This window comes from Faecalibacterium gallinarum (assembly GCF_022180365.1).
Lineage (GTDB): Bacteria > Bacillota > Clostridia > Oscillospirales > Ruminococcaceae > Faecalibacterium > Faecalibacterium gallinarum.
Map to the genome: position 1 here is coordinate 1 of NZ_BQKV01000043.1, position 22,695 is coordinate 22,695.

At 62.5% G+C, this 22,695-nt stretch carries 19 protein-coding genes, 1 pseudogene and 1 riboswitch; of the genes and pseudogenes, 2 read left to right on the forward strand and 18 right to left on the reverse strand.

Annotated features, from left to right (window positions below; genetic code table 11):
* Nucleotides 1-170: 170 nt before the first annotated feature.
* From JCM17207_RS07360 to JCM17207_RS07415, 12 genes and pseudogenes are all read right to left on the reverse strand, one after another.
* Nucleotides 171-1,607: a 6-phospho-beta-glucosidase gene (locus JCM17207_RS07360; RefSeq protein WP_238316965.1), complete on the reverse strand. Its 1,437-nt coding sequence runs from the start codon at nt 1,605-1,607 to the stop codon at nt 171-173.
* 87 nt (nt 1,608-1,694) lie between these two features.
* A pseudogene (gene ptsP, locus JCM17207_RS07365) lies at nt 1,695-3,319 on the reverse strand (phosphoenolpyruvate--protein phosphotransferase).
* Nucleotides 3,320-3,414: 95 nt separating this feature from the next.
* Nucleotides 3,415-3,678, reverse strand: coding sequence for an HPr family phosphocarrier protein (locus JCM17207_RS07370; protein ID WP_238316966.1), 264 nt, complete (start codon nt 3,676-3,678; stop codon nt 3,415-3,417).
* A gap of 299 nt (nt 3,679-3,977) precedes the next feature.
* Nucleotides 3,978-5,477, reverse strand: a complete 1,500-nt coding sequence (gene malQ, locus JCM17207_RS07375; RefSeq protein ID WP_238316967.1) for a 4-alpha-glucanotransferase — start codon at nt 5,475-5,477, stop codon at nt 3,978-3,980.
* A 29-nt stretch (nt 5,478-5,506) separates the two neighbouring features.
* Complete coding sequence (locus JCM17207_RS07380) at nt 5,507-6,523, reverse strand: LacI family DNA-binding transcriptional regulator (RefSeq protein ID WP_238316968.1); 1,017 nt, start codon at nt 6,521-6,523, stop codon at nt 5,507-5,509.
* 31 nt (nt 6,524-6,554) lie between these two features.
* Nucleotides 6,555-7,391: a carbohydrate ABC transporter permease gene (locus JCM17207_RS07385; RefSeq protein ID WP_238316969.1), complete on the reverse strand. Its 837-nt coding sequence runs from the start codon at nt 7,389-7,391 to the stop codon at nt 6,555-6,557.
* A complete protein-coding gene (locus tag JCM17207_RS07390; RefSeq protein ID WP_238316970.1) occupies nt 7,391-8,233 on the reverse strand; it encodes a carbohydrate ABC transporter permease in 843 nt (280 codons plus the stop codon). The genes JCM17207_RS07385 and JCM17207_RS07390 overlap by 1 nt, the downstream gene beginning before the upstream one ends.
* Before the next feature lie 98 nt (nt 8,234-8,331).
* Entirely contained in the window at nt 8,332-9,669 is a 1,338-nt protein-coding gene (locus JCM17207_RS07395; protein WP_238316971.1) for an ABC transporter substrate-binding protein, read from the reverse strand.
* 256 nt (nt 9,670-9,925) lie between these two features.
* Nucleotides 9,926-10,720, reverse strand: coding sequence for a DUF4830 domain-containing protein (locus JCM17207_RS07400; protein ID WP_238316972.1), 795 nt, complete (start codon nt 10,718-10,720; stop codon nt 9,926-9,928).
* 127 nt (nt 10,721-10,847) lie between these two features.
* Nucleotides 10,848-12,239, reverse strand: coding sequence for an alanine/glycine:cation symporter family protein (locus JCM17207_RS07405; protein WP_238316973.1), 1,392 nt, complete (start codon nt 12,237-12,239; stop codon nt 10,848-10,850).
* A 173-nt stretch (nt 12,240-12,412) separates the two neighbouring features.
* A riboswitch (glycine riboswitch) is annotated at nt 12,413-12,511 on the reverse strand.
* A 226-nt stretch (nt 12,512-12,737) separates the two neighbouring features.
* Nucleotides 12,738-13,571, reverse strand: coding sequence for an HAD-IIB family hydrolase (locus tag JCM17207_RS07410; RefSeq protein WP_238316974.1), 834 nt, complete (start codon nt 13,569-13,571; stop codon nt 12,738-12,740).
* Nucleotides 13,572-13,600: 29 nt separating this feature from the next.
* Entirely contained in the window at nt 13,601-15,097 is a 1,497-nt protein-coding gene (locus tag JCM17207_RS07415; RefSeq protein WP_238316975.1) for a GH25 family lysozyme, read from the reverse strand.
* 335 nt (nt 15,098-15,432) lie between these two features.
* On the opposite strand from JCM17207_RS07415, the gene JCM17207_RS07420 reads away from it, so the two are divergent.
* Entirely contained in the window at nt 15,433-16,491 is a 1,059-nt protein-coding gene (locus JCM17207_RS07420; protein ID WP_238316976.1) for a PTS sugar transporter subunit IIC, read from the forward strand.
* Between the two features lie 141 nt (nt 16,492-16,632).
* On the forward strand, nt 16,633-17,262 hold the full coding sequence (gene udk / locus JCM17207_RS07425) for a uridine kinase (protein ID WP_238316977.1): 630 nt from the start codon (nt 16,633-16,635) through the stop codon (nt 17,260-17,262).
* An 84-nt stretch (nt 17,263-17,346) separates the two neighbouring features.
* Here udk and atpC read toward each other — a convergent pair whose 3' ends face one another.
* The 6 genes from atpC to atpF form a co-directional block, all read right to left on the reverse strand.
* On the reverse strand, nt 17,347-17,745 hold the full coding sequence (gene atpC / locus JCM17207_RS07430) for an ATP synthase F1 subunit epsilon (protein WP_238316978.1): 399 nt from the start codon (nt 17,743-17,745) through the stop codon (nt 17,347-17,349).
* Between the two features lie 3 nt (nt 17,746-17,748).
* Nucleotides 17,749-19,143 carry a F0F1 ATP synthase subunit beta gene (gene atpD / locus JCM17207_RS07435; protein WP_238316979.1) on the reverse strand — a complete coding sequence of 465 codons (1,395 nt, stop codon included), beginning with the start codon at nt 19,141-19,143 and terminating at the stop codon, nt 17,749-17,751.
* Between the two features lie 60 nt (nt 19,144-19,203).
* Nucleotides 19,204-20,046, reverse strand: coding sequence for an ATP synthase F1 subunit gamma (gene atpG, locus JCM17207_RS07440; RefSeq protein WP_238316980.1), 843 nt, complete (start codon nt 20,044-20,046; stop codon nt 19,204-19,206).
* 18 nt (nt 20,047-20,064) lie between these two features.
* On the reverse strand, nt 20,065-21,585 hold the full coding sequence (gene atpA / locus JCM17207_RS07445; protein WP_238316981.1) for a F0F1 ATP synthase subunit alpha: 1,521 nt from the start codon (nt 21,583-21,585) through the stop codon (nt 20,065-20,067).
* A 64-nt stretch (nt 21,586-21,649) separates the two neighbouring features.
* The gene (atpH, locus tag JCM17207_RS07450; protein ID WP_238316982.1) at nt 21,650-22,189 is read right to left on the reverse strand and encodes an ATP synthase F1 subunit delta; all 540 of its coding nucleotides are present in this window, start codon (nt 22,187-22,189) and stop codon (nt 21,650-21,652) included.
* Nucleotides 22,186-22,692 (reverse strand): F0F1 ATP synthase subunit B, encoded by a 507-nt coding sequence (gene atpF / locus JCM17207_RS07455; RefSeq protein WP_238316983.1) that lies wholly within the window; start codon nt 22,690-22,692, stop codon nt 22,186-22,188. The genes atpH and atpF overlap by 4 nt, the downstream gene beginning before the upstream one ends.
* Nucleotides 22,693-22,695: the final 3 nt, after the last annotated feature.

Sequence of the window (22,695 nt, forward strand, 5' to 3'; positions counted from 1 at the left end):
CATTCCCTGGCTGCGAAGCTCTATTATTTCCTTCTCGTGTTCCTGAATGTGGCTGTATTTTCTGGGCATAGCAAAGACCTCCTGTAGTAGTTTTATTCTACCACAGGAGGCCTTCTTTTTTCATTGTCTACTTTTACTGGAGCGGTTCATTATAAGGGTTTGTGCCGGGCTCAGCCCAGATCCTCGCCATTGGTGGCGATGACCTGCTTATACCAGAAGAAGCTGTCCTTCCGGCTGCGGGCCAGGGTACCGGTGCCGTCGTTCTGCTTGTCCACATAGATAAAGCCGTAGCGCTTCTTCATCTCGCCGGTGGAGGCAGAAACCAGGTCGATGGGGCCCCACATGGTGTAGCCCATCAGGGGCAGGCCGTCCTCGTTGACGGCTTTCAGCATCTCCTGGATGTGGGCCCGCATATAGTCGATGCGGTAGGTGTCGTGGATGGAGCCGTCGGCCTCCACCACGTCGTTGGCGCCCAGGCCGTTCTCCACAATGAAGAGGGGCTTCTGGTACCGGTCGTAGAGGGTGTTCAGAGTCACCCGCAGACCCTGGGGATCGATCTGCCAGCCCCATTCGCTGGCCTTGAGGTAGGGGTTCTTGACGCTGGCAAAGACCGCGTTGCCGTCAGCGCCCTCTTTGGCCAGCAGCTCGGGGTCGGTGGTGGTGCAACGGCTGGAATAATAGCTGAAGCTGATGAAATCGACGGTGCCTTCCTTCATGACGGCCAGATCCTCGTCGGTGCAGTCCAGCTTGACGCCGGCCCGTTCCATCCGCTTCCAGGCCCAAACGGGGTAAGCGCCCCGGGCCTGGGCGTCGATGAAGAAGTAGTTGTCCCGGTCGGCCTCCATGGCGGCGTAGACGTCGGAGGGGTTGCAGGTACGGGGGTAGAACTGGCCGGCCGCCAGCATGCAGCCCACCATGCAGTCGGGCATGATCTCATGGGCCAGCTTGACCGCCTTGGCGCTGGCCACGATCTCGTAGTGGGCCGCGCGGTACTTGATCTGCTCGGGGTCCTCGCCCGGCTCAAAGACAATGCCGGCGCCCATGAAGGAGAGGTGGAGCAGCATATTGATCTCGTTGAAGGTCAGCCAGTACTTGACCTTGTTCTTGTACCGGTTGAAGATGGCGGTGCAGTACTTCAGGTAGGCATCGATCATCCGGCGATCCTTCCAGCCGCCGTACTTCTTAATCAGGGCGATGGGGGTGTCGAAGTGGCAGATGGTCACCAGGGGCTCGATGCCGTACTTGTGGCACTCATCGAAGAGGTCGTCGTAGAATTTCAGGCCCTCTTCGTTGGGGGTGTCGTCGTCGCCATTGGGCAGGATGCGGGTCCAGGCGATGGAGAGACGATAGCACTTGAAGCCCATCTCGCCGAAGAGCTTGATGTCCTCCTTATAGCGGTGGTACATGTCGATGGCCTCGTGGGCGGGGTAGCTGTGGGCGTCGTCGCAGTCCAGCATCTTCATCTTGCCGGTGGCCACCGGGAACCGGTCGGGGCCAAAGGGCATCACGTCCACGCTGGACAGGCCGCGGCCGCCCTCATTGTAGGCGCCTTCGCACTGGTTGGCGGCGGTGGCGCCGCCCCACAGGAAACCTTCGGGCATTTTCATAGTCTTTTTCCTCCATTTCTCTCAAAAAGGGCCCCTCGGAAGGGTGGCAAACGCCGCCGGGAGGAGCCCAAAGTTATACAAATTGTATTACTTGCTCAGATCAATACTGCGAATCATCTTCCGGATAGGCAGAATGCTCTTGGGGTTGACGGACAGTTCGTCCACACCCATCCGCAGGAAGATCTCGGTCAGAGCGGTGTCGGCGCCCAGCTCACCGCAGATGCCGACCCAGCAGTTGTGGCGGTGGCCCGCCTCGATGGTCATCTGGATCATCTTGAGGACGGCGGGGTGGTGGAGGTTCACGAACGGCTCCAGCTTGGCGTTCTGGCGGTCCAGAGCGCAGGTGTACTGGGTCAGGTCGTTGGTGCCGATGGAGAAGAAGTCGCACTCCTCGGCCAGATCGTCGGCGATCATGACGGCGGCGGGGGTCTCGATCATGGTGCCAATCTCGATCTCGCCCACCTTCTTGCCCTCAGCGATCAGCTCCTTGCGGCACTCTTCCAGGGTGGCCTTGGCGTCCCGCAGCTCCCGCAGGCTGATGATCATGGGGAACATGACGCTCACGTTGCCGTAGGCGGCCGCCCGCAGGATGGCCCGCAGCTGGGTCTTGAAGAAATCCTTCCGGGTCAGGCAGATCCGGATGGCGCGGTAGCCCAGGGCGGGGTTCTCCTCCTTGTCCAGCTTCATGTAATCGACGGTCTTGTCGGCGCCGATGTCGCAGGTGCGGATGATGACCTTCTTGGGGCCAGAGTCTCGATGACCTGCTTGTAGGCCTCGAACTGGTAATCCTCCGAGGGATAATCCTTGCTGTTCAGGTAGACGAACTCGGAGCGGAACAGGCCCACGCCGCCGGCGTCGTTCTGCTGGACGGCGCCCACGTCGCCGATGCCGCCGATGTTGGCGTAGACGTTAATGGTCTTGCCGTCCAGGGTGGTGTTGGTCTTACCCTTCAGCTCCTGGAGAAGGGCCTGCTTCTTGCGGTCCTCCTGCTGGCGCTTCTGGAGGCTCTTGAGCAGGTCGGGGGTGGGCTCCACGTAGACGCAGGCGTTGTAGCCGTCGATGACCGCCATCTTGCCGTCCCACTCGTCCGAGATATCCTTGCACTGGATCAGTGCGGGGATGTTCATGCTCCGGGCCAGAATGGCGGTGTGGCTGTTGGAGCTGCCCTCCCGGGTGATGAAGCCCAGCAGCAGGCTCTTGTCCAGACGGACGGTCTCAGAGGGGGCCAGATCCTCGGCCACCAGGATGCTGGGCTCGCCGCCCTGGACACTGCCGGTGTCGGTGCCCTGGAGGATGTCCAGCATGGCCTGGGAAATATCCAGGACATCGGCGCTCCGGGCCTGGAGATAGGGGTCATCCATGGCCGCAAAGACGGCGGCCTGGTTGTTGCCGGCGGTCTTGACGGCGTACTCGGCGCACATCTTCTGGCCGTTGATGATCTCCTTGATGGCGTCGACGAAGTCGTCGTCCTCCAGCATCATGGCGTGGATGTTGAACACCTCGGCGATCTCCTCGCCGGCCTCGTCCAGCGCCTTCTCGTACAGAGCGGTCTGCTGCTCGATGGCCTTGGCCTGGGCCTCCTCAAACCGGGCGATCTCCGCGGCGGTATCTTCGACTTCTGCGGTGGAAATGGTGGTGTCCTTCTTCTTATAGACCTTGATTTTTCCGATGGCGATGCCATTCAGAATACTTTTGCCGGTTCCTACCTGCATAACAACCTCTCCTTCATCCTAATCCAATCATCCCGGACGCCCGGGATTTAAAAAGAGCCCCCGCAGCATGCCGCGAGGGCTCAAGCAACTGTGTATCAGACGTTCTCGGTCAGGAACTTCTCGATTGCGGCAGCAGCCTCTGCTTCGTCGTCGCCCTCCACCTTGACGGTGATGGTGTCGCCCTGCTTGATGCCCATGCCCATCAGCGCCATCAGCTTGCGCATATCGCAGGTCTTGCCTGCCTTCTCGAGGGTTGCAGTGCTTGCAAAGCCCTTGACTACCTTGACCAGCAGGCCGGCCGGACGAGCGTGAATGCCACAGGCGTCCTTAATCGTATACTGAAATTCCTTCATCTTCATTATCTCCTTACTTAATCAAAGAATTGGCGGGCTTGGCCTGCCGCTCAAAGCGCCGCGCACCCACGACGACGCATAGAGTTTGATATAATTATTATAAACCCATCCTGCCATTTTTGCACCGTTCCATTTTGCCGATTTTTACCCCAGAATTTTGTTATGATTCCACATAATCTTGTATCCGTTCTCCTACCTTTTGCCAAAAATGGGGCAAAAAATCCATCCTCCTGCCCCAAAAAGCCAAAACCCGCCCCAAAAACCATAGGTTTCGGGGCGGGTTTTGGCGTCAAAACTTTTTTATTTTATTCAGCGTGTACGGCCAGGCGCTCGTACAGCTCCATCTGGCGGTGGAGCTTTTTGGCCAGGGCGGGGCTATCGAAGCCGGGTTCGGCCCGCCAGGCCCAGTTGCCCCCCAGGGTGGAGGGGGTGTTCATCCGGCTCTCGGACCCGAGACCCAGCAGATCCTGCATCTGGACGATGGTGCAGCCGGCGGTGCTGGACCAGATGGCCCGCATCATCCCCCAGTTCTCCCCTTCCACGGGGTCCAGGTGGAGATATTCCTGGGCCATAGCCACGTCCGCGGGCTCGGCGGTCTTCATCCAGCCCAGGGCGGTGTCGTTGTCGTGGGTGCCCACATAGGCGATGCAGTGGGTGGGATAATTGTGGGGCTGGTAGAGCCGGCCGCCGCCGTCCCGGCTGTCAAAGGCGAACTCCAACAGCTTCATGCCGGGGTACCCGGTGTCGGCCAGCAGCTGATGAACCGACGGGGTCAGGAAACCCAGGTCCTCGGCGATGATCTCCCGTTTGCCCAGGGTCTTTTCCATCTGGCGGAAGAACTCGATGCCCGGGCCCGGCTCCCACCGGCCGTTCTGGGCGTTCTTGGCCCCGGCGGGGATGGAGTAGTAAGAATCGAACCCGCGGAAATGGTCGATCCGCAGCACGTCGTAGAACCGGAACTGGAAGGCGATCCGGTCCATCCACCAGCGGTAGCCCTCGGCCTTCATCTTCTCCCAGTTGAACAGGGGGTTGCCCCAGAGCTGGCCGTCGGCCGAGAACCCATCGGGGGGGCAGCCCGCCACCCGGGTGGGGCGGAACTCCTCGTCCATCTGGAACTGGTCGGGGTGGGCCCAGACGTCGGCGCTGTCCCCGGCGGTGTAGATGGGCAGATCGCCGATGATCTGGATCCCCTTCTCCCCTGCCAGCGCCTTAAAGGCGTCCCACTGGACAAAGAAGAGGTACTGCACCCCCTGCCAGAACCGGACTTCCTCCGCCAGTTCCTCCCGGGCCGCAGCCAGGGCGGCGGGCTGGCGCTTGCGCAGAGCGTCGTCGGGCCAGGCCGACCAGGGGGCGCCCCCGAACTTCTTTTTCAGCGCCATGAAGAGGGCGTAATCTTCCAGCCAGGCGGATTCTTTTTTGCAGAATTCCGCCACCGCCGGGCCCTCGCCGGCCCAAAGCCGTTCCACCGCCCGGCGAAGCACCGGGAACCGCAGCTCATACAGCCGGCCGTAATCCACCCGGCCGGGGGTTCCCCAATCCAGGTTCTGGTATTCCTCCGGTTTCAAAAGCCCCGCCCGGCACAGATCGTCCAGGTCGATAAAGTAGGGGTTGCCTGCGTAGGAGGAAAACGCCTGATAGGGGCTGTCGCCGTAGCTGGTGGGGCCGATGGGCAGGATCTGCCAGTAGGTCTGGCCCCCCGCCACCAGGAAATCCAAAAATGCCCGGGCGGCGTCTCCCAGGGTGCCCACACCCCAGGGGGAGGGCAGCGCGGTAATGGGCATCAGTACGCCCGAAGTTCGATTCATGATTCACTCAACCTTTCTCTTGTTTCTGTTCAGAGTCCCGCCGGGCGGACGCTCTCCCGCTCCAGCAGTTCAAAGCCAATGGTCCGATAGACCGGCGGCGTCTTGTAATGGATGGCCGCCAGAAGGGTCCGCACCCCTTCTTCGGCCAGCAGGGCGGTATCCTGCCGGATGGTGGTCAGCCGGGGCACCGCGAAGTTCCCCACCTCGATCCCGTCGTAGCCCACCAGGGAGATCTCCTCGGGCACCCGCCGGCCCAGATCGCAGAAGGCCCGCATGGCCCCCATGGCGATGACGTCGCCCAGGGCAAAGACGGCGGTGAGTTCCGGCTCCCGGGCCAGCAGTTTCCGGGCGGCGGCGTAGCCCTCGGCCATGGAGTACCGGCAGGGCACATAGTGGCGGGCGGGGTCGAAGGGCAGGCCGTTCCGGGCCATGGCGCTCCGCACGCCTTGCAGCCGCTTGACGCTGATCTGTTCGCTGGCCAGGTTGCCGCCCAGCACCCCGATCCGGCGGTGGCCGCAGCGGCAGAGGTATTCCACTGCCTCCCCCGCCGCGGCTGCGTCGTCGGTGGAAAAGCTGGATAGATTTTTAAACCCCAGGCTCTGGGCATCGTTGGTCAGCAGGACGCTGGGGGCCGTCACCTGGGCGAACCCCCGGCGGAAACACTCCAGGTCGCCACCCAGGAACAAAAAGCCTTTGGGCCGGCGGAGTTTTTCCAGCTGGACGGCGTACTGCACCTCGTCGGCGTCCTCGTCCAGGTAGGCCACATAGACCTCCTCGCCGCTGTCCTGCAAAAGGGACTGGATCCGCTCCAGGATATCCGCAAACAGCAGGTTGCGGGAGCCCTTGACCAGGACGGCCACCGCCGACTGGGCCCGCATCTTGAGGTGGCGGGCGTTGGCGTTGGGCTCAAAGCCCTGTTCCTGGACCACCGCCATCACCCGCTCCCGGGCGGCGGCGCTCACGTCCGGGTGTCCGTTCAGCACCCGCGACACCGTGCCCAGGCTGTAACCGGACAGCTGGGCGATATCTTTGATGGTGATGGACATAGGTTTCGCCCCCTTCGGGGCGGAGCCGGGCTCAGCCCTTGACGGCGCCGGCGGCCACGCCCTTGATGATGTATTTCTGGCAGCTCAGGTAGAAGATGACCACCGGGATGACGGCCATAATCAACGCCGCCATAATGGCGCCCATATCCACCCGGCCATAGGAACCCTTCATGTACTGGATGACGATGGAGATGGTCTTGTACTTCTTGATGTCCAAGGTCAGATAGGGCAGCAAGAAGTCGTTCCAGATCCACATGGTTTCCAGGATGCCCACCGAGATGTAGGTGGGTTTCATGATGGGCAGCACCACACTGAAGAACATCCGCACCGGAGAACAGCCGTCGATCAGGGCGGCCTCCTCGATTTCCACCGGGATAGCCTTGACGAAGCCGCAGAACATAAAGACCGCCAGCCCCGCGCCGAAGCCCAGATAGATGATGATCAGGCCCCAGGGGGTGCCCAGGCCCAGCCGGTCGGTGACCAGGGAGAGGGTGAACATGACCATCTGGAAGGGCACCACCATGGAGAAGACACAGAGCAGATAGATGCCCTTGGTGATCCGGTTCTGCACCCGGGTGATGTACCAGGCGCACATGGAGGTGCAGATCAGGATGGCGGCCACCGAGCCCACCGTGATAAAGACGGTCCAGCCCACCGCTTTCAGGAAACCATACTGGTCGATGGCGGCGGTGTAGTTGTCCAGCCCGGCAAAGGTGGTCTCGTTGGGAGCCTTGAAGGGCTCGAGGTTGATGTAGGATTTCTTTTTAAAGGAATTGAGCAGCACCACCACGATGGGCAGGATGTAGACCACCGATAAAAAGCTGAACAGCCCGGTGCCCAGTGCGCTCATGCGTCGTTTCTGTTTCATTACTGCTGCACCTCCTTGGAGCGGGTCGCCCGCAGCTGGAGCAGACCGATAAAGACCACGATGATAAAGAAGATGACGGCCTTGGCCTGGCCCACGCCCTCCCAGCCGGTGCGGCCGTAGAAGGTGTTGTAGATGTTCAGGGCCAGCATCTCGGACATCTTGGCGGGCTCGCCTGCGGTGAGGGAGAGGTTCTGGTCAAAGAGCTTGAAGCCGTTGACGATGGACAGGAAGGTGCAGATGGTGATGGAGGGCATCATCATGGGGATGGTCACCCGGAACAGCCGCTGGGGGCCGTTGGCGCCGTCGATAACCGCTGCCTCCAGCACATCCCCAGGGATGGACTGCAAGCCCGCGATGTAGATGATCATCATGTAGCCGATCTGCTGCCAGGCCACCAGGATTACCAACCCCGCAAAGCCGTACCACTCGTTAAGGTTGAGGGCGGTGGAGTAGGCCGCCAGGATGCCGTTGAAGATCAGCTGCCAGATGTAGCCCAGCACGATGCCGCCGATCAGGTTGGGCATAAAGAACACGGTGCGGAAGATGTTGGTGCCCCGGAGTTTCTGGGTCAGGGCCAGGGCGATGGCAAAGGCAAACAGGTTGATGACCACCAGGGACACCACCGCAAAGAGGGCGGTGTACCAGAAAGCGTGGCGGAAGATGGTATCCTGGAAGGCCTTGATGTAGTTGCTGATTCCCACAAAGGTGGCGTCGGTGACGGTGGTGAACTCACAGAAGGACAGCCAGATGCCCATGATAAAGGGCACAATGAAGCCGATGGTAAAGGCCAGCAGGGTGGGCAGCACAAAGATGGGGAAATACCGTTTGATCGCTTTTTCCAAGAGGACCGCTCCTTTCCTAGAGAGCGCAGAAGACAAAAAGCAGCGGGCGGACGCTCTGCCCGCCCGCTGCCCGGTCAGCGTGTTTGGTCGGGAAATGCTCAGCCGTTGACAGCGGCGGCCTCAGTGGCCCAGCCGTCCACGAAAGCGGTGACAACCTTGTCCCAGTTGGCGTCGGTCTGGTCGGCTGCGTAGGTGGTCAGAGCCGAACCAACACCGTTCTTCCACTCCTCAGAGGGCATGGTGGAGAAGTTCCAGGACACGGACTCATAGCCGTCGGCCACATACTGGTTGCCGATGTTGACCAGGGGATTGGTGGACTCCAGGTTGCCCTTGAAGGGGATCACAAAGCCCATGCCAGCCTGGCCGGAAGGCATCGCGCCCTCGCCGCCGCACATGGCCTTGGTGCCGGTCTCGCTGCTGACGCACCAGTACATGAAGTCCAGAGTCGCCTGGATGTCGGCCTCGGAAGCCTTGGCGTTGACGCACCAGTAGTTCTCGGTGCCGGTGCACAGACCCTGGTTCTCCTCGCCCTCGACGCCGATGTAGATGGGCAGCATGCCGATGTTCTCGTCGCCCAGCTCGGCCACGTCGTTGTAAGCCCAGGTGCCGTTCTGATAGAAGACGGCCTGGCCGGTCACAAACTCAGCCACAGCGTCGTCACCGGTCTTGGTGGACAGCAGGGTGGGCTCGCAGGTGGCGTTGTTGATGTACAGGTCCCAAATCTGGCGGTAGTTGTCCAGATAGGTGCCCTTGATGGCGCTGGTGTTGTCGATGCCGTCGGCCTTGTACTCATAGTAGATGGGCAGGTTGGCCAGGTGGGTCTTGAAACGCCAGTCGGAAGAACCGTCCATGCCGGCGGAGGTGAAAGCGGAGAAGCCCAGCTCGTCCTTGCGGGCGGTGATGTCCTCAGCCACAGCCTTCAGATCGGCAAAGTTCTTGATGTCGTCGGCGGTGTAGCCGGCCTTCTCCAGCAGAGTCTTGTTGTAGATCAGGCCGTAGGTCTCGATGACGTAGCCGATGCCGGCCATCTTGTCCCCATCCATCAGGGCGAACTCGTCGCTGGACAGCTCACCGGCCACCTTGCTGCCGGTCAGGTCATAGCAGTAGTCCTTCCAGGCGGCCAGGCCCACGGGGCCGTTGACCTGGAACAGGGTGGGCGCGTCGGTCTTGGCCATCTCAGACTTCAGAGTGGTCTCGTAGTTGCCGGAAGCAGCGGTCAGGACGGTGACCTCCACACCGGTCTCCTCGGTGTAGATCTCGGCCAGCTCCTGCCACTGAGCATCCTGCTCGGGCTTAAAGTTCAGATAATAGACGGAACCGGTCTCGGTGGTGCCGCCCTCGGTGCTCTGTGCGGTGCTGTTGCTGCCGCCGCAGCCGGTCAGCGCGCTCAGCATCATGCCGGCGGCCAGGCCCAGAGCCAAAAGCTTCTTTTTCATGGTTTGCAACCTCCTCAAGAAATCTTCCTTCTTGTGTGCGTGTACCAGAAACGTTCCCGGAAACGTTTCCAGTTCTGATGGCTCTATTATACGGTGTTTCGGCCAAAATAGCAACCAAAACCCGCGCCACTCCCCCAATTTTGTAGGGTTGCCATATTTCCCCGGCCCAAAATTGTGCAGGTTTTCAGCCCCGGGGCGCAAAAAAGGGGCGCTGTTTTTCACAGCGCCCCGCAGAGCTCTTATACACAATCGGGATTTATTCCACCGGGTAGCCCTCGGCGTCCAGCGGCAGGTCCACATACAGGCTGTCCTGAGCGGGCAGCATGGTCTCCGGCTCGCCGGAAGTCTGCTGAACCTCGCTGACGGCGCACCCCGGCTCCCCGGAGGTCTGGACCGCGCTTTCGGCGTAGTCCGTCTCGCCGGAGGTCTGCTGGACCTGGGCGTCCATGGCCTGGTTTTCCGCCATGGCCTCGGTGGGGCTGGCAGCGCCCAGCTCGGCATCATGGCGCTCGCCCCAGTCGCCGCCGTAGTCCTCGCCCGAAACCAGCTGGGCGTCCTCGCCCGCCTGCTGGGCCATGGCCTGCTGGGCGTCCTTCAGCCCGGTGACCACCCCGGAGGGTTTCGAGAGCAGATAGGCTCCCACCGGCTTTTTCTTATAGACCAGCAGCACGCCGTAGCAGCTCTCGTCCCCGGTGCTCTGGGCCGGCAGCAGAGCCAGCCATTTTTCCACCGTTTTTCCCTTGTACTTGGTGAGATCCATTCCGCTCTGGCCCACCACCGTGTTGAACGCCGAGAAGCTGTCGTCCCACTTGCGGGGGATCTTGACCTTATCGGCGGTGATGGAAGCGCCATCCACCTCCATCCCGTAGCCTGTGAACCAGGTCTGGATGTCCTGGGCGCTCTCGATCTTGGTGATCTGGCCCGCGTTGGCCGTCACCGTCCGGCTGCTGATGTACCGCCCCAGCAGGGCGCTGCACACCACCAGCGCACAGCACATGGCGCCCACGCCCAGCCGCCGCAGCCTTGACTTGCTCAATGTTACCACAAACATTTCTCTGCCTCCCCTGACCTCGTGCATCTGCGGCCCTGGGCCGCCCGGATGTTCTGGAACAAAATATGCGCGGGGAAGCGAGGTTATGCCGCACCGGGGCCAAAAAAGGCGGGATCAGCGGGCGGGATCAGGCTTTTTTCTGGGTTTCCTTCTCCTTTTTGCCGGGCCAGGCCGCACGGGCCACCTGGCCGCTGAGGGCCAGCACCGCCAGCAGGTTGGGAATGACCATCAGGCCGTTGAACATATCGGACATATCCCACACCAGGCTGACCTTCTGGAAGGAGCCGATGACGATGAAGCCCACCGCAATCACGGCATAAGGCAGGACGGCCTTTTTGCCGAAGAGGGCCTTGACGTTGGTCTCGCCGAAGAAATACCAGCCGATGATGGTGGAGAACGCAAAGAACAGCATGCAGATGGCGATGAAGGCGTTGCCGAAGCTGCCGAAGGCCTGGTTAAAGGCCGCCTGGGCCAGAGCCGTGCCGGTGAGGCCGTCCTCGGCCAGGGGCTGGAGCAGGCCGGAGCTCAGGATGACCAGGGCGGTCATGGTCAGCACCACAAAAGTATCGATAAAGACGCCCATCATGGCGATGACGCCCTGATCCTGGGGTTTTTCGACTTTCGCCAGAGCGTGGGCGTGGGGGGTGGAGCCCATGCCGGCCTCGTTGGAGAAGAGGCCCCGGGCCACGCCGTACCGCATGGCCTCCTTGACGCCCAGACCCGCAACGCCGCCGAAGATGGCCTGGGGGTTAAAGGCGCCCACAAAGATGGAGCGGAAAGCCCCGGCCAGGGCCTCGTGGTTGATGCAGAGGACCACCAGGCCGCCCACAATGTAGAACAGAGCCATCACCGGCACCAATTTTTCGGTGAAGGAAGCCAGCCGCTTGACGCCGCCGATGAAGATGAAGGCCGCCACCGCGGCCACCGCGATGCCCACCGCCAGACGAGGCAGGCCAAAGGCGTTATAGAAGGCCTCGCCGATGGAGTTGGACTGGACCATGTTGCCCATAAAGCCCAAAGCCAGGATGATGGCCACCGAGAAGAAGCCCGCCAGGAACTTGCCCAGACGGCCCTTGAAGGCCGCCTTGATGTAGTAGATGGGGCCGCCGGTGACGTGGCCGTCGGGGTCGGTGGTCTTGTAGTTCTGGGCCAGCACCGCCTCGCCGTAGATGGTGGCCATCCCGAAGAAGGCCGACACCCACATCCAGAAGATGGCGCCGGGGCCGCCGGAATAGAGGGCGGTGGCGCAGCCGGTGATGTTGCCGGTGCCCACCTGGGCCGCAATGGCGGTGGTCAGGGCCTGGAAGGAGCTCATGCCCTCCTTGCCGGCCTTGGCGCCATTGAGCGAAAAATTGCCGAAGAGCCGCCGCCAGCCTTCACCAAACTTGCGCACCTGCACAAAGCGGGTGCGGATGGTGAAATAGATGCCGGTGCCCAGCAGCAAAAACAACAAAAGCAGCTGTTTGTTCCACAGCACGTCGTTGACGGCGGCAACCACCGCGCTCACATACTCTCCCATGATTGATTCCTCTCCCTCGTTTTGTCGATGTTTTCGCCAACTCCCCCGGCCCCCGCCGGAAAACCGCAAAAAAAGAGCCGGGCGCGCCTGCGGCACGGTCCAGCTCAAACCATCAATCAAAACAAATGGGGCGGGGGCCCCGGAGCGCCAACTGCGCCGGAACCCCGCACAAACTCCCCTACTCTGTCCTTTTACCTGAGAGATTCAGCGGGGTTTATCCCCCGCCTTGCACCTTCGGTACTCCTGAAATGAGCTTCTCCAGAGCCACATCCGCCCCTAGTCCCTGCCCGCTGCCGGGCGCCTGAGAGTTTTACTCCTTCGGCAGGCTTTCGCCGTTTTCCTAAGAACTTCGTTTGCCGTGTATGGAATTGTGCCTCCTATCCTACCACGACCGCCGCAAAAAGTCAACTGTATTTATACCGCGCACAGTCTCAGGCAGAAAACGAGAGCCGCCCGGCGTGGGCGGCTCTCGAAAAAGGGTTTAAGTTATCTTCCCGTTCAGTGGGCGGGGGTGAAGTCCCGGGGCGTCACCAGGCCCCCCTGGCGCAGCACCTGGGCCAGCACCTGCATGACGCCGTGGTCCCAGTGGGGCGGCGCCAGATAGGGCACCCGGGCCCGCAGGTCCTTGCTGCCGTTGGACATCAGGAAACCATAGCGGGCGGTGGTGAGCATCTCGGTGTCGTTGTATGTATCCCCGAAAGCCATGATCCCGTCGGGGCTCAGGCCCCGGCGGCGGCCCAACAGCTCCAGGGCGGAGCCCTTGTTGACCCCCTGGTTCATGATATCCACCCAGCAATCCCCCGCCACCGCCACCGAGAACCGCTGGCCGAAGCCCGGCCCATACTGGTCATCGTAGGCGGCCCGGGCGTTGTCCCGGGGCAGGTAGATGGTGTACTTGTCGGCGGCCACGTCCAGGGCCGTCAGATCTTCCACATAGGTGATATTGGTGTAGAACTTCCGGAGCACCCGGTCGTACTGCTGGTAACGCTCCTCGACATAGGCGCACTCCATCCCGCAGACCACCCCCACGTCCCCGGCCTCGTGGCAGTACCGGGCCATGGCCCGATACTCCTCCACCGGCATCCGGGATTCGTAGATGGTCTCGTCCTTCCAGCGGACGACGCCGCCGTTGTCGGCGATAAAGGCCATGTGGTCGTGCAGGGTGGGGAACATTTTCTCCAGAGTATAGAGGGGCCGGCCGCTGGCAGCGGCAAAGAGAATCCCCTCCCCCTCCAGGTCCAGCACCATCTGCTCGAACCCCGGGGGCAGCTGGCTGTGCTCGTCCAGCAGGGTAAAGTCCATATCCGAGGCAATGAGTCCGATCCGATCCATCCCGCGTCCCTCACTTTTCCGGTATCGAATTAACCGATGTAGCTGATGTTGATGTCCACGTTGCCGTTGATGCCGTTGATCCGGCCCTCACAGGTGCCCTGCCAGAGGGCGCAGTCCATCCGGGGCCCGGGGATGCCGTAGTGGGCGTTCCAGATGTTGTAGCTGCGCAGCGCGTTGAAATCCAGCTGGGTGGAGTACCAGCTGGTGGAGGCATAGACGCCGGGCTCGTAGCCCCACTTCTTGATCTCCTCGCAGAAGGCCACGGCGCAGGCGGTGCGCTCGGCCTTGGTCAGCTTGTCGGCCCGGCCGGTGTGGGCGCCGGGCACTGCGTACTCACTGTCGAAATAGACGGGGTAGTCCAGCTTGCGGCCGTTGAGGACGTAGGCGCAGGCGAAAGCCTCCTCCCGGGCCTCGTCCTCGTTGATGGCCTGGCTGAAGATGTAGACGCCCACCCGCAGGCCGGCAGCCTGGGCCCCGGCCAGATGGGTCTCAAACATGGGGTCCAGCGCCAGAGCGCCGGTGCTGTAACCGCGGTAGCCGATCCGGATGATGGCGAACTCTGCGCCCGCCTGTTTGACCTTGTTCCAGTCCACATTGGGCTGATACTTGGACACGTCGATGCCGAAGGTGACATCCCGCTGGATGCCCTCGCCGTCGAAGTAATAGATCTTGCCGTCGATGGTCTGGATGCCGGTCACCGGCAGGTGGGTGTTGGGGTCATAGTAATAGGTCTTGCCGTCCACCGTCCGCCAGCCGGAGTACTCCTCTTTCTTGCCGAAGATCAGCTCGAAGAGCCACCGCAAAAAGCTCTGGTCCGAGCCCAGCAGCCAGTCCAGGAAATTCTCCTGGCTCAGGCCCAGAGCCCGGTCGGAAGCCAGCAGCTCATTCACCTGGTCGGGGGTCAGCAGCAGGGGCTGGGCCCCCTCCAGCGTGCCGGCCTGGGCTTCCTCATAGCGGGAGGCCAGAGGGTCCTCGGCGCTCAGGGCAGGGGTCTCGGTGTTCCAGGGGGAGTTTTCCTCCTCCAAAAGGCTCAGGGTCAGAGCCTGGGGGTGATCCGCCAGGGTGTTTTCCTCCGCCAGGGCGGCCTGATCCTCCGCTACGGGGGCGGCGGTCTCCGGCTGGGCGGTCTCAGGGGCCGGCGTCTCGGGCTGGGCCGCTTCCGGGGCAGCTACCTCGGGCTGAGCGGCCTGCTGGACCTCGGGCTGAGCCGTCTCCGGCTCTGCCGCCTGGTCAGCGGCTTGGGGCTGGGCAGCCTCGGGTTCCACCGTCTCGGGGGCAGAGCTCTGCCCGGGGGCCGCCGTTTCCACCTCGGCCAGGGGTTCAGCCTCGGCGTGGGCCTCGTTCTCGATCTGCCAGACCGCCCCGGGCTCCACAGCCAGGATCTCCGGCTGGGACAGGGCGACGGTATAAGTAGTGGTGCCTGCAACCGTCAGGCACAATATCATAACTGCTGCGGCCAATACCTGGCCCAGGCAGCGGCGCTCTCTCCGCTTCTTGTGGAACGGGTTGGGGTTTTTGCCTTTCATTCCGCTTTACTTCGCCTCCATACATTTTGTTCTGATCCTGTCAGACACATTCTCAGACACATTCAGTATACACCCAGCCTTCATGCCCCGTCAATCTTCTTTCGGCGATTGGCAGTCATTTCCTGGCCGGCGGACGGGGCAAAAACGCCCTGTACAAACCGTGTTTTATAGAATACGATCCCCCGTGAAAAAAATTGCATCCGACAGAAAAATCCCCCCGCCGGGGGCGAGATTCGGCGTTTTGTCCATTGCTGTCTTGACAGGTGTATGGTACTATAAATGCGTTTTAACCCCCCGGCCGCCCTCTGCGGCCCCCAACAGAAAGGCAGAATTTTATGGAACGACTCAACTCGTTTTTGAAACGCAAGGATATCATCCTCTCCCCCCAGCGGTACTGCATCGAGGCGCTGGGCGCCATGGCCCAGGGCCTCTTCGCCAGTCTGCTGATCGGCACCATCATCACCACTCTAGGCCAGCGGGCGGGCCTTCCCCTTCTGGAAGAGATCGGCGGCTATGCCTCGGCCATGAGCGGCCCGGCCATGGCCTGCGCCATCGGCTGGGCCCTCCACACCCCGCCCCTGGTCCTCTTCAGCCTGATCACGGTGGGCTACTCGGCCAACGCCCTGGGCGGCGCGGGCGGGCCCCTGGCGGTTCTGATCATCGCCATTGTGGCCGCCGAGCTGGGCAAAGCCGTCAGCAAGGAGACCCGGATCGACATTCTGGTGACCCCCTTGGTGACCATCTTCGCCGGGGTGGGGCTCTCCATGCTGATCGCGGCCCCCATCGGCCGGGCCGCCAGCCAGGTGGGCACCCTGATTATGTGGGCCACCGAGCAGAATCCCCTGGTGATGGGGATTCTCGTCTCGGTGATCGTGGGGGTGGCCCTGACCTTGCCCATCTCCTCGGCGGCCATCTGCGCGGCCCTGGGCCTCACCGGCCTTGCAGGCGGCGCGGCGGTGGCAGGCTGCTGCGCCCAGATGGTGGGTTTCGCCGTCATGAGCTACAAAGAGAACGGGGTGGGGGGCCTTGTGAGCCAGGGCCTCGGCACCAGCATGCTCCAGATGAGCAACATCCTCAAAAACCCCCGGATCTGGATCGCCCCCACCCTGGCCAGCGCCATCACCGGGCCTCTGGCCACCTGCCTGTTCCATCTGGAGATGAACGGCCCGGCTGTCTCCTCCGGCATGGGCACCTGCGGTTTAGTAGGCCAGATCGGCGTCTACACCGGCTGGCTGAACGATATTGCCTCGGGGGCCAAGGCCGCCATCACCCCCTGGGACTGGGCGGGGCTGGTGCTGCTCTGCTTTATCCTGCCCGCCCTTTTGAGCTGGGCGTTCTGTGAGATCGAGCGGAAACTGGGCTGGATCAAAGAGGGCGATCTGAAACTCGGCTGATTCTTCGCCTTTTCTTTGCATTTTCCTGGGCCCGATTTTACATTGCCCTGTCAAAACGGGGCGGTTTGTGTTATCATAGAGGGAGAACATCAGACCGGCACACGCGGCAGGGCGGCCACCGCCCAGGGAGGAAACAAGGTTATGAATCATCTGATTATCGGCATCGCAGGCGGTTCGGGCAGCGGCAAGACCACCCTGGCCCTCCGGCTGAAAGAGCGGTTCGGGGAGAACGAGGTCCGGCTGATCCCCCACGACAGCTACTACAAGCGGCACGATGACCTGCCCTTTGAGGAGCGGTGCAAGCTGAACTACGACCACCCCGACGCCTTCGACAACGACCTTTTGATCGAACACCTGAAAGCCTTGCGGGCGGGCCAGGCCATCGACTGCCCCATCTACGACTACGCCGACCACAACCGCAGCGACCGCACCCTCCACATTGAGCCGGCGCCGGTGCTGATCGTGGAGGGGATTCTGCCCTTTGTGGAGCCCGCCCTCTGCGCCCTCTTCGACTACAAGATCTATGTGGACACCGACGCCGACGAGCGGATTCTCCGCCGGATCCTGCGGGACGTGAAAGAGCGGGGCCGCTCTTTGGACAGCGTCATCCTCCAGTACCGCACCACCGTCAAGCCCATGCACGAGGCTTTCGTGGAGCCCAGCAAGCGCCAGGCCGACGTCATCGTGCCCAACGGCGGCGAGAACGGCCCCGCCCTGGAAATGCTGGCCCACCACATCCGCAGCCTGATCCAGCGGGCCAACACCCTGTAATTTTTCATCGGACGCAAAAAGCGCCCGGCCTCTCCCCTTTTGGGATTGGCCGGGCGCTTTTTATTTTGTGTTTGGGGGTGGCCCTCAGCGGATGGAGGTGCGCACCAGGGCCCGCTTGAGCCGGGCCTGGGCCATCTCGTATTCGTGGCGGTCCAGGTTCTTCTGGCGCAGGATCTCCTCGGCCCGCCGTTTGGAGGCCTCGGCACGCTCCTGGTCGATCTGTTCGGCCCACTCCCAGGTGGTGGCCACCAGACGGGCCTCGCCGTCCATGACGCTGAGCACCCCGCCCATGCAGGCGGCGCGGCGGCGGTTGCCCTCGGCGTCCACCAGATGGGCCTCGCCCATGCCCAGGGCGGTGCAGTAGTCGCAGTGACGGGCCAGGATGCACACGTCCCCCGCGATGGTGCGGCAGATCACCCGCTCGGCCTGGCCGTCAAAAATGCAGCCGTCCGGGGTGACCACCTGCAAATGAAAGGTCGTCATGGTTTATCCCTTCTTCGCCTTGGCGAATACGTCGTCGATGGTGCCCGCGAACAGGAAGGCGCTCTCGGGCAGGGCGTCGCACTCGCCGTTCAGAATCATCTTGAAGCCCCGGATGGTCTCCTTCAGGGGGACGTACTGGCCGGGCATACCGGTGAACTGCTCCGCCACGTGGAAGCTCTGGGAGAGGAAGCGCTGGATCTTACGGGCGCGGCTGACAGTCAGCTTGTCCTCCTCGCTCAATTCGTCCATACCCATGATGGCGATGATGTCCTGCAATTCCTTGTACCGTTGGAGCACCTGCTGGACGGCGCGGGCCGTCTCGTAGTGCTCCTGGCCCACGACCTCGGGGCTCAGGATGCGGCTGGTGGAGTCTAGGGGGTCCACGGCCGGGTAGATGCCCTGGGAGGAGATCTCACGGCTCAGAACGGTGGTGGCGTCCAGGTGGGTGAAGGTGGTGGCGGGGGCCGGGTCGGTCAGGTCGTCGGCCGGGACGTAAACCGCCTGCACCGAGGTGATGGAGCCCTTGTGGGTGGAGGTAATCCGCTCCTGGAGGGCGCCCATCTCGGTGGCCAGGGTGGGCTGGTAGCCGACGGCGGAGGGCATACGGCCCAGCAGCGCCGACACCTCAGAGCCCGCCTGGGTGAAACGGAAGATGTTGTCGATGAAGAGCAGCACGTCCTGGTTCTTCACGTCGCGGAAGTATTCCGCCATGGTCAGGCCGGACAGGGCCACCCGCATACGGGCTCCCGGCGGCTCGTTCATCTGGCCGTAGACCAGCGCCGTCTTGTTGATAACGCCGCTCTCGGTCATCTCGCCGTAGAGGTCGTTGCCCTCACGGGTGCGCTCGCCGACGCCGGTGAACACCGAGTAGCCGTTGTGCTCGGTGGCGATGTTGTAGATCAGCTCCTGGATCAGAACGGTTTTGCCGACACCGGCGCCGCCGAACAGGCCGATCTTGCCGCCCTTGGCGTAGGGGCAGATCAGGTCGACGACCTTGATGCCGGTTTCCAGGATCTCGGTGGTGGATTCCTGCTCCTCAAAGCTGGGGGCGGGGCGGTGGATGGGCCAGTAGGCCTCGGGGGTGGGGGCGGGTTTATTGTCCACCGGCTCACCCAGCAGGTTGAACACCCGGCCCAGGCACTGGTCGCCCACCGGCACCCGGATGGGCGCGCCGGTATCGACGGCAGGGGTCCCCCGGACCAGGCCGTCGGTGCTGCTCATGGCGATGCAGCGGGCCACGTTGTCGCCCGTGTGCTGAGCCACTTCCACCACCAGCTTCTGGCCGTGGTTGTCGATCTCGATGGCGTTCAGCAGCTCGGGCAGCTGGCCCTCCGCAAACTGAATGTCGAGCACCGGGCCGACAACCTGGATCACCCTGCCGATGTTTTTCTCGGACATAGGCTACACTCCTTACGTTTATGCTTGTTAGGCTTTTTTCGCGTTTGTTTTTGCCGGCCCTCAGTGCTCGGCGCCGCCCACGATCTCGGTGATTTCCTGGGTGATGGCGGCCTGACGGGCGCGGTTGTAGTAGAGATTCAGATTCTCAATCATCTCGGCTGCGTTCTTGCTGGCGGCGTCCATGGCGGTGCGGCGGGCGGCCAGCTCGCTGGCCAGGCTCTCGCACAGGGCGCTGTAAATGATGCCGGCGATATACTCCGGGATCACCGCGTTGAACACGTCCTCGCAGTTGGGCTCGTACTGGATCAAGCTGCGCTGGGGCTGCTGGCCCTCGGGCTGGGGCAGCACCAGGGGCAGCACGTCCAGCGCCTCGGCGGTCTGGGTCAGCATGGACGCAAACCGGGTGTAGCAGACCTTCACCGCGTCGAACTCCCCCCGCAGAAAGCCGGAGGCCACCGCCCGGGACATCTGGAAGCAGTCGCCCACCGTCACATCGGCGGCCTGGACATACTCGTCGGTGAGGAGCTTTGCCCCCCGCCGGACGAAGTGCTCCACGGCCCGTTTGCCGATGGGCAGCACCGTCACCTCCCCGGGCTGTGCCTCGGCCAGCCGGAGGACGTTGGCGTTGTAGCCGCCCGCCAGGCCGCGGTCGCCCGCGATGACAACCAAAAGGGTGCGCTGCACCGGCCGCTGTTTCAGGTAGGGGCTGCGCAGTTCGATATCCGCCGCCGCAATGTCGGTCAGGGCTTTGTGCAGCACCTCGAAATAGGGGCGGCTGCGCTCGACCCGCTCTTTGGCGCGGCGCATCTTGGAGGAGGCCACCAGCTCCATCGCCTTGGTGATCTGCATGGTACTCTCTACGCTTTTAATGCGCAGCTTGATGTCTTTCATCGAGCCTGCCATGCTCAAACCTCCCTCCTGTTAATGGGTGTGAACAAAATCCTGGGTATAGCGGGTCAGGGCGGCCTTGAGTTTCTCCTCGGTGTCGGCCTTCAAATCGCCGGTGGCCCGGATGGCGCCCATGACCTCGGCGGCCTCGGCGTCGGTGTCCACGAACTCATAGAGGCCCCGCTCGTACTCGGGGATGTCCTTGACGGCCACGTCGATCAGGTAGTCGTGGATGGTGGCATAGAGGATGGCCACCTGCTTTTCCACCGGAACGGGGGCGCTGCGGCCCTGCTTCAGCACGGCCACGATCCGCTCGCCCTGGGCAAGACGTGCCTTGGTGTCGGCGTCCAGATCGGAGCCGAACTGTGCGAAAGATTGCAGCTCCCGGTACTGGGAGTAGATCAGCTTCAGAGTGCCGGCCACCTTCTTCATGGCCTTGATCTGGGCGTTGCCGCCGACACGGGAGACCGAGATGCCGGGGTTGACTGCCGGCATGACGCCCGAGTGGAAGAGCTCGGTTTCCAGGAAGATCTGGCCGTCGGTGATGGAAATGACGTTGGTGGGGATGTAGGCCGAGACATCGCCCGCCTGGGTCTCGATGATGGGCAGAGCCGTCAGGCTGCCGCCGCCCTTTTCGTCCGAGAGCTTGGCCGCCCGCTCCAGCAAACGGGAGTGGAGGTAGAACACGTCGCCGGGGTAGGCTTCGCGTCCCGGGGGGCGGCGGATCAGCAGGGACAGGGCACGGTAGGCCACCGCGTGCTTGGACAGGTCGTCGTAAATAATCAGGACGTGCTTGCCCTTGTTCATGAAGTACTCGCCCATGGCGCAGCCGGAATAGGGGGCGATATACTGCAACGGCGCCAGCTCGGAGGCGGTAGCCGAAACTACGATGGTGTACTCCATGGCGCCGGCCTCAGCCAGGGCCTGGACCAGGTTTGCCACAGTCGAACGCTTCTGGCCGATGGCGACGTAAATGCAGATGACGTCCTTGCCCTTCTGGTTGATGATGGTATCGGTGGCGATCACGGTTTTACCGGTCTGGCGGTCGCCGATGATCAGCTCGCGCTGGCCGCGGCCGATGGGGATCATGGAGTCGATGGCCTTGATGCCGGTCTGGAGGGGCTGTTTGACCGGCTGGCGGTCGATGATGCCGGGGGCCGGGCTCTCGATGGGCCGGTACTCAGTCGTTTCGATGGGGCCTGCGCCGTCAATGGGCTGGCCCAGGGCGTTGACCACGCGGCCAATCATCCCCTCGCCCACCGGCACCGAGACAACCCGGCCGGTGCGTTTGACCACGCCGCCCTCTTTGATGCCGACGTCCGAGCCCAGCAGAACGATGGAGACGGTGTTCTCCTCCAGGTTCTGGGCCATGCCGTACTCGCCGTTCTCGAACTGGAGCAGCTCGCCGGCCATGCAGGCGTCCAGACCGCTGGCGCGGGCGATGCCGTCGCCCACCATGATAACGGTGCCGGTCTCGCTCTGCTCGATCACCGTCTCGTAGTGTTTGATCTGGGCGCGGATGATTTTAGAGATTTGCTCTGGTTTCAGTTGCATCTTTTTGTCTTCACCACTCAATTCTTTCTTTTTTCGGGTGGAAGTTTTGTCTGCCGCACCCGGCTCACAGGGTTACCGAGGCGATGTTCCGGCGCAGGGCCGCCAGACGGTTCTTCACGGTGCCGTCCAGCTGCACGCCGTCCATATCCAGGCGGATGCCGCCCAGCACGGCCGGGTCAACCTTGACTTGCAGATCCACCTGTTTGCCGGTGATCTGCTCCAGCCGGTCGTGGAGTTTCTGGGTCTGCTGGGCGGTCAGGGCCACCGCCGCCACCGCCGTGGCTTCCAGGATTCCATGGGCTTTGTTGTACGCCACCCGGTAGGCCCGGGCGCAGCCCCCCAGCTCCCCCAGCAGCCCCTCGTCGCAGAGCAGCTTAAAGAAGTTCAGCAGATAGGGATGCACCTGCCCCCGCAGCGCCTCGTCCAGCAGGCCGGTGCGCTCCTTTTTGGGCAGGCTGGGGGTGCTCAACAGCCGCAGATATTCAGGGCTGCCCTTGAACAGGGCGGCCACCGTATCCAGCTCGGCCAGAATCTGGGTGTCCTGGCCTTCCTCGGCAGCCAGCTGGAACAGGCTGCCGCCGTAGAGTCTCGCGGTCTCGGTCATGATGCCTCACCCACGTTCTGAATAAATTCGTCGATCAGGGCCTTGTGGTCAGCTTCCTTGATCTCCCGCTCCACCACCTTGGTGGCGATCTCCATGGCCATGCCGCCGATCTCGTCCTTGATCTCATTGACGGCCTTCTTCTTCTCCTGGGCGATGTCCGCCTCGGCCTTCTGCTTCATGGCCGCGATCTGGGCGCGGGTCTCGCCCAGCATCTCTTCGGTGCGGGCGGTGGCGGTCTTTTGGGCCGTAGCCACGATCTGGTTGGCCCGCTCCCGGGCGGCGGCCATATCCTGCTCGTACTCGGCCTTCATGGCGGCGGCCTCGGCCCGGAGCTGTTCGGCGTTGGCGATCTCGCTGTCGGCTTTGGCCTTGCGCTCGGCCAGGATCTTGTGCACCGGGTTCAACAGCAGCTTTTTAAAGAGCATCAGCTGAATGAACAGGTTGCAGATCTGGGCTAAAAAGGTCCAGCCGTCCAGGGTGATCAGTGCCTGATAAATCTGCATATG

What these genes read in the sequence shown, in the direction of transcription:
- JCM17207_RS07360 (WP_238316965.1), bottom strand. Translation starts at nt 1,607, where the DNA reads ATGAAAATGCCCGAAGGTTTCCTGTGGGGCGGCGCCACCGCCGCCAAC.
- JCM17207_RS07370 (WP_238316966.1), bottom strand. Translation starts at nt 3,678, where the DNA reads ATGAAGATGAAGGAATTTCAGTATACGATTAAGGACGCCTGTGGCATT.
- malQ (WP_238316967.1), bottom strand. Translation starts at nt 5,477, where the DNA reads ATGAATCGAACTTCGGGCGTACTGATGCCCATTACCGCGCTGCCCTCC.
- JCM17207_RS07380 (WP_238316968.1), bottom strand. Translation starts at nt 6,523, where the DNA reads ATGTCCATCACCATCAAAGATATCGCCCAGCTGTCCGGTTACAGCCTG.
- JCM17207_RS07385 (WP_238316969.1), bottom strand. Translation starts at nt 7,391, where the DNA reads ATGAAACAGAAACGACGCATGAGCGCACTGGGCACCGGGCTGTTCAGC.
- JCM17207_RS07395 (WP_238316971.1), bottom strand. Translation starts at nt 9,669, where the DNA reads ATGAAAAAGAAGCTTTTGGCTCTGGGCCTGGCCGCCGGCATGATGCTG.
- JCM17207_RS07400 (WP_238316972.1), bottom strand. Translation starts at nt 10,720, where the DNA reads ATGTTTGTGGTAACATTGAGCAAGTCAAGGCTGCGGCGGCTGGGCGTG.
- JCM17207_RS07405 (WP_238316973.1), bottom strand. Translation starts at nt 12,239, where the DNA reads ATGGGAGAGTATGTGAGCGCGGTGGTTGCCGCCGTCAACGACGTGCTG.
- JCM17207_RS07410 (WP_238316974.1), bottom strand. Translation starts at nt 13,571, where the DNA reads ATGGATCGGATCGGACTCATTGCCTCGGATATGGACTTTACCCTGCTG.
- JCM17207_RS07415 (WP_238316975.1), bottom strand. Translation starts at nt 15,097, where the DNA reads ATGAAAGGCAAAAACCCCAACCCGTTCCACAAGAAGCGGAGAGAGCGC.
- JCM17207_RS07420 (WP_238316976.1), top strand. Translation starts at nt 15,433, where the DNA reads ATGGAACGACTCAACTCGTTTTTGAAACGCAAGGATATCATCCTCTCC.
- udk (WP_238316977.1), top strand. Translation starts at nt 16,633, where the DNA reads ATGAATCATCTGATTATCGGCATCGCAGGCGGTTCGGGCAGCGGCAAG.
- atpC (WP_238316978.1), bottom strand. Translation starts at nt 17,745, where the DNA reads ATGACGACCTTTCATTTGCAGGTGGTCACCCCGGACGGCTGCATTTTT.
- atpD (WP_238316979.1), bottom strand. Translation starts at nt 19,143, where the DNA reads ATGTCCGAGAAAAACATCGGCAGGGTGATCCAGGTTGTCGGCCCGGTG.
- atpG (WP_238316980.1), bottom strand. Translation starts at nt 20,046, where the DNA reads ATGGCAGGCTCGATGAAAGACATCAAGCTGCGCATTAAAAGCGTAGAG.
- atpA (WP_238316981.1), bottom strand. Translation starts at nt 21,585, where the DNA reads ATGCAACTGAAACCAGAGCAAATCTCTAAAATCATCCGCGCCCAGATC.
- atpH (WP_238316982.1), bottom strand. Translation starts at nt 22,189, where the DNA reads ATGACCGAGACCGCGAGACTCTACGGCGGCAGCCTGTTCCAGCTGGCT.
- atpF (WP_238316983.1), bottom strand. Translation starts at nt 22,692, where the DNA reads ATGCAGATTTATCAGGCACTGATCACCCTGGACGGCTGGACCTTTTTA.